This window comes from Methyloprofundus sedimenti, assembly GCF_002072955.1.
GTDB classification, from domain to species: Bacteria; Pseudomonadota; Gammaproteobacteria; order Methylococcales; family Methylomonadaceae; genus Methyloprofundus; species Methyloprofundus sedimenti.
Window position 1 is genome coordinate 606,075 of sequence record NZ_LPUF01000001.1, and the last position, 13,360, is coordinate 619,434.

12 protein-coding genes are annotated in these 13,360 nt (G+C 40.7%); 4 read left to right on the forward strand and 8 right to left on the reverse strand.

Annotated elements, in window-relative coordinates:
• Positions 1 to 425: 425 nt before the first annotated feature.
• The 4 genes from AU255_RS02575 to AU255_RS02590 all read right to left on the reverse strand — a co-directional run bounded on the left by AU255_RS02575 (position 426) and on the right by AU255_RS02590 (position 3,942).
• Positions 426 to 1,376, reverse strand: a complete 951-nt coding sequence (locus AU255_RS02575) for a YncE family protein (RefSeq protein ID WP_080521423.1) — start codon at positions 1,374 to 1,376, stop codon at positions 426 to 428.
• Between the two features lie 2 nt (positions 1,377 to 1,378).
• Positions 1,379 to 1,903 (reverse strand): SRPBCC family protein, encoded by a 525-nt coding sequence (locus AU255_RS02580; RefSeq protein WP_080523260.1) that lies wholly within the window; start codon positions 1,901 to 1,903, stop codon positions 1,379 to 1,381.
• A 90-nt stretch (positions 1,904 to 1,993) separates the two neighbouring features.
• On the reverse strand, positions 1,994 to 2,638 hold the full coding sequence (locus tag AU255_RS02585; RefSeq protein ID WP_080521424.1) for a response regulator transcription factor: 645 nt from the start codon (positions 2,636 to 2,638) through the stop codon (positions 1,994 to 1,996).
• Positions 2,635 to 3,942, reverse strand: a complete 1,308-nt coding sequence (locus AU255_RS02590; RefSeq protein WP_080521425.1) for a sensor histidine kinase — start codon at positions 3,940 to 3,942, stop codon at positions 2,635 to 2,637. Before AU255_RS02590 ends, AU255_RS02585 begins: the two co-directional genes overlap by 4 nt.
• Positions 3,943 to 4,034: 92 nt before the next feature.
• Here AU255_RS02590 and AU255_RS02595 point away from each other — a divergent pair, with 92 nt between their 5' ends.
• Positions 4,035 to 4,988, forward strand: a complete 954-nt coding sequence (locus tag AU255_RS02595) for a PQQ-dependent catabolism-associated beta-propeller protein (protein WP_080521426.1) — start codon at positions 4,035 to 4,037, stop codon at positions 4,986 to 4,988.
• 52 nt (positions 4,989 to 5,040) lie between these two features.
• On the opposite strand, the gene AU255_RS02600 is transcribed toward AU255_RS02595, so the two are convergent.
• From AU255_RS02600 to AU255_RS02610, 3 genes are all read right to left on the reverse strand, one after another.
• Entirely contained in the window at positions 5,041 to 5,562 is a 522-nt protein-coding gene (locus tag AU255_RS02600) for a PepSY domain-containing protein (protein WP_080521427.1), read from the reverse strand.
• A 77-nt stretch (positions 5,563 to 5,639) separates the two neighbouring features.
• Entirely contained in the window at positions 5,640 to 6,245 is a 606-nt protein-coding gene (locus AU255_RS02605; protein WP_080521428.1) for a LuxR C-terminal-related transcriptional regulator, read from the reverse strand.
• Between the two features lie 56 nt (positions 6,246 to 6,301).
• Positions 6,302 to 7,186: a (Fe-S)-binding protein gene (locus AU255_RS02610; protein ID WP_233144534.1), complete on the reverse strand. Its 885-nt coding sequence runs from the start codon at positions 7,184 to 7,186 to the stop codon at positions 6,302 to 6,304.
• Between the two features lie 448 nt (positions 7,187 to 7,634).
• Here AU255_RS02610 and AU255_RS02615 point away from each other — a divergent pair, with 448 nt between their 5' ends.
• The 3 genes from AU255_RS02615 (at position 7,635) to AU255_RS02625 (ending at position 11,001) form a co-directional block, all read left to right on the forward strand.
• Positions 7,635 to 7,883: an OadG family protein gene (locus AU255_RS02615; protein ID WP_080521429.1), complete on the forward strand. Its 249-nt coding sequence runs from the start codon at positions 7,635 to 7,637 to the stop codon at positions 7,881 to 7,883.
• A 90-nt stretch (positions 7,884 to 7,973) separates the two neighbouring features.
• Positions 7,974 to 9,764 carry a sodium-extruding oxaloacetate decarboxylase subunit alpha gene (oadA, locus tag AU255_RS02620; protein WP_080521430.1) on the forward strand — a complete coding sequence of 597 codons (1,791 nt, stop codon included), beginning with the start codon at positions 7,974 to 7,976 and terminating at the stop codon, positions 9,762 to 9,764.
• A 109-nt stretch (positions 9,765 to 9,873) separates the two neighbouring features.
• Positions 9,874 to 11,001, forward strand: a complete 1,128-nt coding sequence (locus AU255_RS02625) for a sodium ion-translocating decarboxylase subunit beta (RefSeq protein ID WP_080521431.1) — start codon at positions 9,874 to 9,876, stop codon at positions 10,999 to 11,001.
• Between the two features lie 1,065 nt (positions 11,002 to 12,066).
• Here AU255_RS02625 and ahr read toward each other — a convergent pair.
• Positions 12,067 to 13,083 carry an NADPH-dependent aldehyde reductase Ahr gene (gene ahr, locus AU255_RS02630; protein WP_080521432.1) on the reverse strand — a complete coding sequence of 339 codons (1,017 nt, stop codon included), beginning with the start codon at positions 13,081 to 13,083 and terminating at the stop codon, positions 12,067 to 12,069.
• Positions 13,084 to 13,360: the final 277 nt, after the last annotated feature.

The following is a 13,360-nucleotide window of genomic DNA, read 5'->3' on the forward strand; positions in this document are numbered from 1 at the left end:
ATTACCTCAAAAATCATAAGATAACTGACTAAGCTGCAACTTTAAGATACTAAAATACAATTTAACAAAAATAAAAACCAAACCATATGGGCCGTGCTGTCTCACCGATCTCGACATCAATTTTTAAATCAATATAATATTTGATGCCCATATTGAAAAAGAACCAATATGAAGTGAAATTTAACCCTAATTTTATCTGACAAATGGATATAATTAAACTGATAGCGCGTAGGGTGAAATAGCGCAACGTTTTCCACCAAAAGATGGCAAACAAGCGCAGCAAAATTTAATCCCTTAGAGTACACCGTGATTTTATAACAGCAAATAAAGATGATTTTTTATCCACCGAGAATAGTTCACTGTTTCGTTTGTTGTTCAACAGGCCGGAAAATTCTATTGCGGTTCGCTTGATAAGCGATTGCTTGCTACTCAGTTGAACAGGCGATAGATTTTCCCGCAAACTGACCAAAAGCCCGACTTCCATCACCTACGTTGATTCGATTTATTTCTTTATCAGTTTGGCTGTTAAATACGCTTAAACTTCCATCAAACCAATTCAGCACAAATAAATGCTGATTTTCCTCATCCACAGCGATATTTTCAGGATACGCTCCCGTTTTTAAGGTGCGGATAATTTTTTGAGTTCTAGAATCAAGTACACTCACCGTATTTTCCAGTTGATTGCTCACATAAACTTTGTGATGTTCCCGATCTACTGCAACACCATATGGCATGCGTCCTACGCTGATACGTTTTATTTCGGTTAAATCCGCTAAATCAACAATACTCAGGGTGTTGCCTTGCGAATTTGCGATATAGGCAAATTTATCATCCATTGCAAGTGCAAAAGGTGCCTTTCCGACCGCTATGCTTTTAATCACTTTAAAGTAGTGAGTATCTAATACCGAGATGCTATTATCCTCTCTATTCAACACCCATACTTGTGATTCGCAGGCATTTGTAGCAATTCCTGCTGGCGACTTTCCAACTGTTATTTTTTTTATCATACGTCCTGTACCTGGATGAATGATCTTAACGGTATTGCTGGACCAGTCGCTAATAAAAAGCAGTTTACTAGCAAAAACAGCGCCAAAAGGGCTACCTCCGACACTTATGTGCTCTAAAGGAATTAGCTTTTCATTGTCAATAAAACTGATCATGCCCAGCTCGGGATAGGTAATTGCTAACCACGGATTATGCGAGCTAATAGCAATACCAGCAGGACCTTTGAGGGTAGGAATCGTGGTTTTTAATGTTAAATCAGTGCGTTTAAATACGCTAACACTCTCACCCTGCTGCTGATTAATATAGAAATACGGATTACTCGCTACGATAGAAGAAAAACCACACAACAAGGCAAAAGTTAAAAGCAACATATTTATTTTTCTAGTGTCTCTTTCAGGCCTTGTAATCCATTTTCAATAAAGCTGTTCATTGCTTTAACGGCTGCTTCATCATTGAGTCTTTTGGGGGGCGTGTTGCCTGTATCACCTCGATAATAACGACTCTTCCATTTAACTTTAGTATTATTATCATCTTCAGCAATTAATTGAATTCCTGTGGTATAAGAGCTCACTGGAAAGACATCTGTATTTTCAGTCTTTAAACGATAATTGTATTCATGATCAGCATCGCTAAAATAATCCAGACCTTCCTCTAATACACCACTTTCCATCGTTATACGCCGTTCGCTGCCAGATTCGTTTTTACCATCTCCTACGCTGGATATAACATCAGGATGCCAATTTGAAATATCATCAAAGTTTTTTATCACTGCCCAGACCTTGTTTATAGAAGCGTTAATAATAATACTTTTATCGGCTTTTTTAGGCGTTGGTCCGTGAGCGTTAGCTGCCATTGAAATAACTAAAAAGGGAATTATAAATAGTGTGCTTAATTTCATGTTCAACTCGTGTAAAAAGCGGCTATTATCAAACATAAAACAGGGGCTGTAACGGGAATTATTCTTGAGTTTGTGCGGGAATATTTCCCTTTAATGCTTTATTATCCCCAGCAATATTGCAATATGTGCTAATTCGGCAATGCTAGATACTTGTAGTTTTTTCTTAATCTGAGTGACGTAGTTTGCTACCGTTTTATAGCCTAAACACAATTCATCGGCTATTTTATGCGCTGTTAAGCCCTTAGCCAATAATCGGAAGACATCAAACTCTCGTGCCGAAAATGTTTGTGCGATGGCTTGAAAATCATGTTCAGAGACTTCATCAGTAATTTTATTGAGAAGCCCATGCTCAACGTAACGCTGCCCATTCTGAATACCTTCTATGGCGTCTGACAAAATTTCAGGCGCACTGTTTTTTGTAATATATCCTTTTGCACCTGCATTCAAAGCTCGGTTAACATAGACCTGTTCATCATGTATACTAAATACCAAAATATTTACCTTTTCATCACGTTGCACAAGACGTTTGATAGTTTCCAGGCCTCCGATACCTGGCATAGATAAATCAAGCACAATAATGTCCGGCTGACAGGACTGATAAAGCTGAATGGCTTGCTCTCCACACTCTGCTTCAGCGATCACTTCTATATTGGGTGAAGTCGCTAGCAGCAACTTAAACCCCGCTCTTACAACAGCGTGATCATCGACTAACAAAACTTTAATTTTACTGTTCATAATAGAGGAATTTCTGCCTTAATTTGCAGTCCTTTGTTTACTTGAGACTGTATTTTAAAATCACCGCCTAATAGCTTGATTCTTTCTTTCATACCTAATAGACCAAACCCGGATGAGAGTTGGTCGAGATCACAGCCTAGACCATCATCAGTAATTAATAAAATAAGTTTATCAGAATCAGGTTTGATTTGAAGACTGATATTGACCTGAGTGGCCTGTGCATGGCGGATAATATTAGTCAGACTTTCTTGAATCACTCGAAATATTTGTATCACGATGGTTCGGTCTATCTGGTCGACTGCATCATCATAATGCAAAGTAAACATAGTCGGTGTATTTCTGACTTCCCAATGGTGAAGTAAATCATCCAGCGTGGCTTTCAAGCCTAACTCTGTCAATATTAAAGGATGTAACTGTTTCATCATTGAGCGTACAACAGTCATTAAATGGTCGCAAATTTCAATCATGGATGTGGTTATTTTCTGCGTATCTGTTTTTTCATGTGCCGCAGTTACTGCCATCACTTTGATCGCCGTCAATGATTGACCAAACTCATCATGTAATTCTTGAGATAAGCGCTGCCTTTCTTCTTCCTGAATTTCCAAAGAATGCTGAGTCAAAGCTCTGTTTTGTTTTTCTGTATTACCCAGCACATCTGTCATATGATTAATTGCTTTGGCTATGTCATCATATTCTTGGGTAGAAAAATCAGCTAATTTCTTCTGGTAGTCTCCTGTTTCAATACCTTTAAGATGTTCAATGATTGAATGGATGGATTTTATGGTTTTATTAAACACTAATTGAACTGAAAGGAATGTCAAAAATACCAGAGCGAATAGAGAGGTAAAAAACGCAATACTTTCTTGCCAGACTTCTGAAATTTCATCCATCGGGTTGGCTTGAATAATCAGCTTCAAAGGTATGTTGTTAAGCGTTTCAATCGGATATTCTATTTTAGGGTATTCACCGAGCACTAAATTGATAAACCAGTCAGGCGGTGTTTTATCTAATTCATGCAATTGAGGGTGATCAGAAATATTCACAATCTCCCCTGACGATGTTTTCAGTTGAATATTTAAGTGCCGTGTCTGTTTCAGGCGACTCAAACGAAACATCCAGTCAGTTTGATGGGTTTTATTCGACCCTATCCCAATTTTAATTAACTGCAATGCCAGGCTAATGGAAGAGTCAACCTCGTTACTTACCGATTGTCGCGCTTGCCAAATACCAATAGAGCCTCCCAGGAAAAGAATACACAGCGAAATCAATAAAATTCTGACACTAATTTGGTAACGTAAACTCATTGGGAAAATTTCCTTATTTGTTGTGGCTATTCCAGCCATACACTGAAAGGTGCTATCTTGACACACTGTTATAATTTTACACGGGGTATACCATGAAGCAGATTTTAGCGGCTGTCTTATTTTTAATCAGTAGCCAGGTTAATTCAGAAACACTCTATGTCACACTGGAAAAAGATAACGCTTTGGCTGTTGTCGATCCCATTGCAGGTAAACTACTAAAAACGATTGCCATTGGTCAACGTCCTCGCGGTATTGTATTAAGTAAAGATCAGCAGCAACTCTATATTGCCACCAGTGACGATGATACCATTCAAATTATTGATATTAATACCTTAAAAGCAGTGGGCACGTTGCCGTCAGGGGAAGACCCGGAAACCTTTGCAATGAACCCGTCGGGTGATCAGCTTTATGTCTCGAATGAAGATGATAGTCTCGTTACTGTGATTGATATTAATAATGCTAAAGCCATAAAAACCATACCCGTAGGTGTAGAACCAGAGCCGGTAACCGTCAGTCCTGATGAAAAATGGGTGGTCAGTGCTTCTGAAGCTACCAATATGGTACATTGGATAAACCGGAAAACATTAACCGTTGAAGATAATACACTGGTAGATCCACGCCCCAGAGGCTTAAGCTTTAGCGCAGATAGTAAACGACTGTGGGTGACTTCTGAGATGGGTGGAACCGTAACCGTGCTAGACGTAGCAAGTCGTACCAAAGTTAAAACCATTAATTTTGAAATCCCTGGCGTAAGCGCTGACAAAATCCAGCCAGTTGGTATTATTGTGGACAAGGAAAATCATTGGGCTTTGGTGGCATTAGGACCGGCTAATCGTGTCGCGTTAATTAATGCCCAATCATTAGAAGTGGAAAACTATTTTTTAGTAGGACAAAGAGTCTGGAATCTGGCTTTCTCACCTGACCAAAAGCGGGTATATAGTACCAACGGAGTGAGTAATGATATATCTATTATTGACCTGAATTTGATGAAGGTCACTAAATCCATAGCTGTAGGGCGCTATCCCTGGGGGCTAGTGGTTAAGTAATCTGATGGGTTAGGTTTTAAAACCTAACCCGGTTTACAAGCGAGAGAAAAATTTACCTTTTTTCGTCCGCTTCTTCTCCAATTTCCCATTCCTCAATGGCAGTTTCGATAATTTTTCCTGTCGCGGCATCCACTTCTACTTTTGTTTCTACGCCTTTAGTATTAACAATATCAAACTCATATGTAGCATTACCATTGGCTTCAATTTCATACTCAACTTCTTCAATAACACCGGGATACGTTTTTAAAGCAATCGCTTTAGCATCCTCTTCAGTCACTTTCATTTTACTTTTGAAAGCCAGGCTATTAGCCGAGCTAACTTCTGATTCAGTTTCAAAGATTTTGCCGCTATTCACGTCACACATAAATTCCCACTCAAAGCCATTGGCATCTTCAAGTTCAAATTCATAGACAGCTTTACCTTCAATATTGAGTTTTTCTAATTTAACTAACTCTCCTGTTTTTTGTTTTTGGATTGCAGCAATACATTTTTCTATGCCTTGATCGGCTGCATATACGCTGAAAGAGGCCCCGATAGCAATAATAAATGCGCTATTAATAATTGATTTACTCATTGATAGTCCTCTGGAAAAGTAAAGAAAATTTCATTAAATCAGGAATAATTCCCATTTTTTGGGAATTCTAGCTTTTTTTAGTTGATTAGTCCATGTTTTTTTGCAAGTTTAAAAATGCTTTGTTGGTTCTTTATTTCTAATTTTTTTCTTAACTGCGCTTGACAATTAAAAGCCGTTTTAGTGGTTATTGACAATTGCTCTGCAATTGCTTGAATGGAATAGTCTTCAGCAAGCATGCAAAATACATCATATTCTCTGGCTGTTAATTGTTTAAAAGGTAATAATGTTTTCTTTATTTGTCGTAAGGCTAAAATTTGAATGAAATCAGGTTCTAAATAAAGCTGACCATGGGAAATAGATTGTAAACAGTCTTGTACTTTTTTCTCACCGGGTTGCGTTAGAATTCCTGATGCACCCAACTGTAGATATAGTAGTGACTGCTGAATATCAGTAGCATTAATCACAAGCCATTTTATGGCTTTTTTCTGCTGATATAACTGGATTTGTCGAGTAATTTCCTCCATACCTAATGCGGCATCAAAAAAAATAAGCCCAGATGTATGTTTATAGTTAAGAATATCTTCCAGCTTCGTTATTTCATGTAGGGTAATATCATTTAAACGTTGAAACAGTTTAGCACTAGGTGACTTTTTGATGGCTGAGGAAATGAGTATAATATGCATGACGTAATAAGCTGTATAACTTAGGAGCACAAAAACAGCTTTTTGTGCTCCTAAGTTTACCCTATCGGTAAGGAACCTGTACGATGTGGTTTCATACCTTCTTTGCCCTTACTTGCGTGGGTGGAGCCCAGTTTACTATCTAGCCAGACGATAGCGCCCGTTGGGCAGCGCTCAATAGGTGTGCGGTCAACATCAAAATCCTGATATTTTTCATAATTAATAACGGCTAGATTATTTTTTATTTCTATTAAGCCTTTTGGCGCATCAACAACACATTTTTCACACGCGGTACATGCTACTTCACATTCTTGTTGCGCGGTGTCGCCTTCATCTAAACTTTTACAGGCAACATAAAGCTTCTGGCTGACTGGCATCAGGGTAAATAAATCTTTGGGACAGACCACGACACAATCATTGCAGGCGGTGCACTTGTCTTCAATAACTATGGGTAAGCCATGCTCATCCATATAGATTGCGTCAAAGTCACAGACATCAGCGCAATCTCCCAGACCCAGACAGCCCCAGCTACAGCCTTTGCCGCCACCAGAAACGACGGAAGCAGCCTGGCAGGATTTTAAGCCCTCATATTTTGCGCGTGTGTAAGCAACATGAGTTCCGCCTGCACAAGCCAGGCGCGCAACTACTTTTTCATGGTCGCCCATACCAACTCCCAGGTAAGCTGCAATTTCTGCATTGCCTTCCGGTGAGTTGACGGTGCATGCTGACGGGTTTTTAGTGCCTGCTACGACGGCCTCGGCAAAAGGACGGCATCCAGGTGTGCCACAGGCGCCGCATTGTGCTTGAGGAAGCATGTCGTCTACTTCTTCAATACGCGGGTCTTCGTATACAAATAGTTTCTTATTGGCAATCGCCAGAATGATTGCAAGTACAGTGCCGAGAGCAATCATAAATAGAGCGGCAGTGACAATGGTTGAAATCATGGTAATGGTATTAAACTCTAGGAAGTAAAGACAGGGGGAATTATAATGTTCAGGCTTTGTACCTGATAACGCATCTTCAGCACTATTATAGTGTTTATTAAGGATATGACTATGACCGCAGGTTCTGAAAAAAAAGGCGGAAAGAGCTTGCTAATAATTGTATTCATTCCAATCCAGTCCTTGGTGGAGGTGTGTATAACTTATAAAAGTGATGACTGATTCTACAACTAATTTAAGCTGCACAAAATAGCATTTATTGTAAGGTTAAGGGGGATGTATTTAAATTAACTGTTAATTTTAGCATGAAAAAGGCTACACAAGACACGTAATGCTTGACTGTTTGCATAAAATCTGCGGTTTTTTTAGTGAGATGAAAGCGCATGCAAAGTTGTTAAATGCTTATATTTTAGCGATAATGCTAAAAATTTAATAACAATGGTCGGTAATTATGAATGAAGCGATGACACAAGGGGTAGAGTTGATGCTCACGGGAATGGGTATTGTGTTTCTTTTCCTTGTGATGTTAATTGCTGTAGTAAAATTAATGGCTTACTGCGTCGCTACTTTTATTCCTGAGGTTGACGTAACAGCAACTAGAGCAACACCTGTTCAGGCGGTTTCTTCAAATGCTATTTCTCCCAGTGTGACAGCGGCAATAACTGCAGCAGTCCATCAACATAGAGCGAAGCATAAATAAATATCCAATACCCACAAGGTAAGAGACTGAGCTGTTACCCACAAGGTAAGAAAATCTGCGGCTGAAAAGTCAGAGGAAATAATTATTATCATGACACAATCAAAAAAGCCGGTAGGCATAACTGAAGTCGTCTTACGAGACGCGCATCAATCGATTCTGGCAACACGTTTACGTATTGAAGATATGTTGCCTATTTGTGAAAAATTAGATCAGATAGGCTATTGGTCTATTGAATCCTGGGGTGGTGCAACCTTTGATGCGTGTATCCGTTATCTGGGAGAAGACCCGTGGGAAAGGTTACGTTTATTAAAAGCCGCAATGCCTAATACGCCACAGCAAATGTTGTTTCGCGGACAAAATATTTTAGGCTACAGGCATTATGCCGATGATGTAGTCGATAAATTTGTTGAGCGCTGCGTGATTAATGGTATAGATGTATTCCGTATTTTTGATGCGATGAATGATATGCGCAATATCGAACATGCGGTTAAAGCGGTTTTAAATACAGATGCACATGCACAAGGTACTATTTCATATACACTGAGTCCTGTTCATACTACTGCAAAATGGGTTGAGCAAGGCAGACAAATTGAAGACATGGGGGCTCACTCTATCTGTATTAAGGATATGGCGGGTTTATTAACACCTTACGCTGCTTATGATCTTGTCTCACAGCTAAAAAATGCTGTTGATATTCCCGTGCATCTACATTGCCATGCAACAACAGGTTTAAGTGTTGGCACTTTAATTAAAGCGATTGAAGCAGGTGTCGATAACGTAGATACAGCGATTTCTTCCCTAAGTATGACCTATGGCCATAGCCCCACTGAGTCTATTGTTGCCACTATGGCAGGTCAAGAACGTGATACCGGTCTGAATTTAGAAAAACTGGAAGAAATTGCCGCATATTTTAGAACAGTACGACTTAAATATGCAGAGCACGAAGGTAGCTTAAAAGGAGTTGATGGACGAATTCTATTGGCACAAGTGCCCGGAGGTATGTTGACTAATATGGAAAGTCAGCTAAAACATCAGGGCGCAGCAGATAAGTTTGATGAAGTGCTAAAAGAAATTCCACGTGTACGTGAAGATTTAGGTTTTTTACCTCTTGTGACTCCCACTTCACAGATTGTCGGTACCCAGGCGGTACTGAATGTAATGACTGGTGAGCGCTATAAATCAATTAGTAAAGAAACCGCAGGCGTATTAAAAGGTGAATACGGTAAAACTCCAGCACCTGTTAATGCTGAATTACAGGCCCTGGTTTTAAAAGACGGAGGCGAAGTTATTTCCTGTCGCCCTGCTGATTTAATCGCGCCAGAAATGGATGCTTTAGTTGCAGAAGTTCAGAATAAGGCAAAGCAGGAGGGCGTGACTTTAGCCAGTAATGTTGAAGAAGATGCCTTGATTAATGGTTTATTTGTCCAGATCGGCTGGAAGTTTATTGCTAATCGCGGTAATCCTGAAGCTTTTGAACCTGCACCAGACTCGGCAGCTTTTGCTGCAGCAAAAGTGCCAAAAACAGACGTGGAAAGTTATACTGTCAACGTTAATGGTGAGAGTTTTGATGTTGCCGTTGGTCCTGGTGGGGTGGGATTAGCTATTTCCACTGCAGCGCCCCCCCAGCCAGTTAATGCAGTAGCGGCACCCACAAAGCCACCGTTAGCAAGTGGCGCTGTTGTAGCGTCTCCATTAGCGGGTAATATTCTGAAAATTAATGTTATTATCGGTGCGGTGGTCGCTGAAAGTGATGTCGTCGTGATTATGGAGGCAATGAAAATGGAAACGGAAGTTCGCACTAGAGTTGCTGGTACAGTAAGCGCAATTAATGTTAAAGAAGGTGACTCGGTTACTGTTGGAGATACTTTGATTTCTTTATAGCTCTAAAAAGCGCTGTTCAAATCTATCTTTAATAGCATCCATTAGCTGCGCGTTAATGGGTGCTATTTTCTTGTTTACAACACACTTACTAAATAAATAGAGACATTCTATGGAAAATCTCAGAAGCTTGTGGCATAGCACGGGAATATACAACTTTGAAGGGCCACAGGTCATTATGATGCTGATAGGCTTTTTGTTGCTTTATCTCGCGATAAAAAAAGGTTTTGAGCCGTTATTATTAGTACCCATAGGTTTTGGAGCGATTTTAAGTAATATTCCGGTGGCCGGTATTGCTGAGCCTGGCGGCATTTTATACTACCTTTATGGTGGCATTAAAACGGGTGTTTTTCCGTTATTGATTTTTATGGGTGTGGGAGCGATGACCGATTTTGGTCCCATGCTGGCCAATCCTAAAACTTTATTATTAGGTGCGGCTGCACAGTTTGGTATTTTTACCACATTGCTAGGAGCAATAGCCTTAAATGTGATTCCAGGTATTGAGTTTTCTATGGCTGATGCGGCAGCTATTGCTATTATTGGGGGCGCGGATGGGCCAACAGCAATTTACGTGGCATCAAAACTAGCACCTGATTTATTAGGTGCAATTGCGGTCGCGGCATATTCCTATATGGCTCTGGTACCTTTAATTCAGCCACCTATTATGCGCGCGTTAACGACACCAGAAGAACGTAGCATAGAAATGCAGCAACTGCGTTTTGTAAGTAATACAGAGAAGATTATCTTCCCGCTGATGCTTATTTCTCTATGTACATTGTTACTACCCTCGGCAGCGCCACTGGTAGGCATGCTTTGCCTGGGTAACTTAATGAATGTCAGTGGCGTGGTTGAGCGGTTAAGCAAAACTTCGCAAAATGAATTAATTAATATCGTTACTATTTTTCTGGGCCTTGCAGTGGGTTCAAAAATGAGTGCAGATAAATTTTTACAGCCGACTACTTTAGGTATTTTAGCGCTAGGTGCGGTTGCGTTTTGTATCGGCACAGCATCAGGTGTTTTGATGGCTAAATTAATGAATAAATTCAGTCAGACTCCGATTAATCCATTAATTGGCGCGGCTGGTGTCTCTGCAGTGCCGATGGCTGCTCGCGTGGCCAATAAAGTTGGACTGGAAAGCAACCCGCATAATTTCTTATTAATGCATGCGATGGGACCCAATGTGGCCGGCGTTATTGGTTCAGCTGTAGCAGCAGGGGTGTTGTTGAGTTTGGTGAAATAGTCCAGTTTATCTGTAAACGCTAAAAAGCCCTGGTCAGTGTGTCTGTCCAGGGCTTTTTTTATGCGTAATTTCTTATAGCGGTCAACTGCGGTTTCTAGGATTATTAGGGCGGGAGCAAAAGTGTCGGGTGCTGTTGGTTCAGTTTTAAATGGGGTATATGGCCTATCTATGGGTTATATGACCCATTTATTTTCTTGTGAAGTTTAATTGAAGTATAAAAGTATCCTGACAGCGTATTTTACATTTCATTAAGTTATTGAAATTAAATGTATATAAATTTATTTTAAGGCGATTTATAAAGTCTAATAATTTATGGCATATATAATGCTTTAATACTTGCGATATGAGTGTTATTGATAGCGCGCTATATCCGATTTATTTGAATGTGTTTTTGTCAATAAGCAATTAAGGAGCGCGCAACAGGATAAGGCGTGTAATAAGGATGTTGGATTAGGAAAATGCAGAGCTGGATGCTTAATGCAGGGATTAAGGAACTGTTTTGGAAAAATCAGTATAAGCAAGGAGGACAGGGATGGCCGGATCAAAGTCTAGGGAAAGACTTTGGCTTTTTAGGATAATAGCGACGCAGGGAGTTATACAGGAAACAGGGAGGATTACAAGAAAGGATACAAGCAAGGACGCAAGGCAAGATGGTTCTACAGGGAAACTTAAGCAAGCAGAATTTTCATGTAGCTTACAGTGCAATAGGGATATAGGTAACTAGTTACCGGGATAATTATTTTGTTAAAAACCAGGCTTTATCTCTGTTGCGAATTCTCGCTTGAGAAAGCCTGCTATTTCGAGAGGAGTGCCTGCAAGTTTGGGCGCTCCTTTTGTCGTTTATAAGGAATGAATTGATATGGTTTGATAAAGTCGAGCACATATTAACAGCGACTTGTGGCATTATCCACAAAACCCGTGAAGTAGAGTATAGTCCCGCAGCAAGTGACAGGAATTTACGGTTTCAGTTGCTTATGGTTTTTTATGGTGGGTTAACTGTGGTTTCCAGGGTTATTGCAGGTGCACTCTTCTTTGTGCAACAAGTCGAATTAAGATGCCAATCAATCAAGAAAAATCTGTATCCAGTACAATCCGGTAGCGTGCTTTGCCTGATGCTAAATGCTCTAGCGCATCATTTACACGACTCATGGGAAAATGTTCGACTTGTGGGCGGATATCATGACGAGCAGCAAATTTTAGCATAGTTGTCAGGTCTACGGAGCTTCCGGTAGGCGAGCCAGAAATGCTTTTCTGGCCAGAGATTAAATCAAAGGCCGAAATTGGCATAGGATCCAGGACGGCTCCTACTACATGTAATCGACCATTGGGTTTTAAAGTTTTCAGAAGACTGGCCCAGTCCAGCGCAACATTCACCGTTACAATCAGCATATCCAGCGTATTGCTGGCCTGAAGCATAGCTGTCGTATCCTGGCTGGAAATAACATGGTGCGCGCCAAAACTTATCGCTTCTGCCGTTTTTGATTCATGCGAGGTAAACGCGCTCACTTCACAGCCCCAGGCTTTAGCAAACTTAAGCCCCATATGACCCAGTCCGCCAATGCCCACAATACCCACGTGATCAGTAGGCTTAACGTCAAAAGTGAGGAGTGGTGAAAATACCGTTACGCCTCCGCACAGTAAGGGTCCTGCGCTGGCAATATCCAGACTATCAGGTAGTGGAATAACCCAGGCCCAATGCGCTCTGAGTCTTTGGGAAAAACCACCGTGATGACCTACTATTGTAGGTTGTAATGTTGAGCAGAGATTATTATTGCCACCCATGCACTGATGACAATGCATGCAACTGCCGGAATTCCAGCCGATACCCACGTACTGACCAACATGTACGCCTTTAACCTGATTGCCAATTGCAATAACCCGGCCGATAGCTTCATGCCCCGGTACTACGGGGTATTGCGATATACCCCAGTCATTGTTGATGATGGATAGATCAGAATGACACAGACCACAATATTCAACCGCAATTTCAACGCCTTCTGGATCCAGTGCCCCGGGGTTAAAGGCGAAGCGTTCTAGTTTTTGTTTGGGGCCGTGACTGGCCCAGGCCTGGATTTCTGTCATCTGTCTGCTCCTGGTGAATTTACTAACCACCCTCTTTTTATCCGCTAAAAGTCTGGTGAGTTAGAGAGTTTGACGACTGAAAGTCGTGATACAGGGTAAATAGCCCTGTTGCCTAAGTTCACACTTGCTTTGTAAGCTAACCACTTAAACTTAAGCAACCATAGCATGGACAAAGGAGGTTTATCTCGTGCCCATCACTGATATCGTAAAAGATGGGCATGAAAAAGCGTTTTGCCCATCCTGCAAGTCTCTTTTTCTCATAATGACTATGAGAGAT

Bases quoted from the DNA above. Each gene is read 5' to 3' on its own strand.
- AU255_RS02575 (WP_080521423.1), bottom strand. From the start codon at position 1,376: ATGTTGCTTTTAACTTTTGCCTTGTTGTGTGGTTTTTCTTCTATCGTA.
- AU255_RS02580 (WP_080523260.1), bottom strand. From the start codon at position 1,903: ATGAAATTAAGCACACTATTTATAATTCCCTTTTTAGTTATTTCAATG.
- AU255_RS02585 (WP_080521424.1), bottom strand. From the start codon at position 2,638: ATGAACAGTAAAATTAAAGTTTTGTTAGTCGATGATCACGCTGTTGTA.
- AU255_RS02590 (WP_080521425.1), bottom strand. From the start codon at position 3,942: ATGAGTTTACGTTACCAAATTAGTGTCAGAATTTTATTGATTTCGCTG.
- AU255_RS02595 (WP_080521426.1), top strand. From the start codon at position 4,035: ATGAAGCAGATTTTAGCGGCTGTCTTATTTTTAATCAGTAGCCAGGTT.
- AU255_RS02600 (WP_080521427.1), bottom strand. From the start codon at position 5,562: ATGAGTAAATCAATTATTAATAGCGCATTTATTATTGCTATCGGGGCC.
- AU255_RS02605 (WP_080521428.1), bottom strand. From the start codon at position 6,245: ATGCATATTATACTCATTTCCTCAGCCATCAAAAAGTCACCTAGTGCT.
- AU255_RS02610 (WP_233144534.1), bottom strand. From the start codon at position 7,186: ATGATTTCAACCATTGTCACTGCCGCTCTATTTATGATTGCTCTCGGC.
- AU255_RS02615 (WP_080521429.1), top strand. From the start codon at position 7,635: ATGAATGAAGCGATGACACAAGGGGTAGAGTTGATGCTCACGGGAATG.
- oadA (WP_080521430.1), top strand. From the start codon at position 7,974: ATGACACAATCAAAAAAGCCGGTAGGCATAACTGAAGTCGTCTTACGA.
- AU255_RS02625 (WP_080521431.1), top strand. From the start codon at position 9,874: ATGGAAAATCTCAGAAGCTTGTGGCATAGCACGGGAATATACAACTTT.
- ahr (WP_080521432.1), bottom strand. From the start codon at position 13,083: ATGACAGAAATCCAGGCCTGGGCCAGTCACGGCCCCAAACAAAAACTA.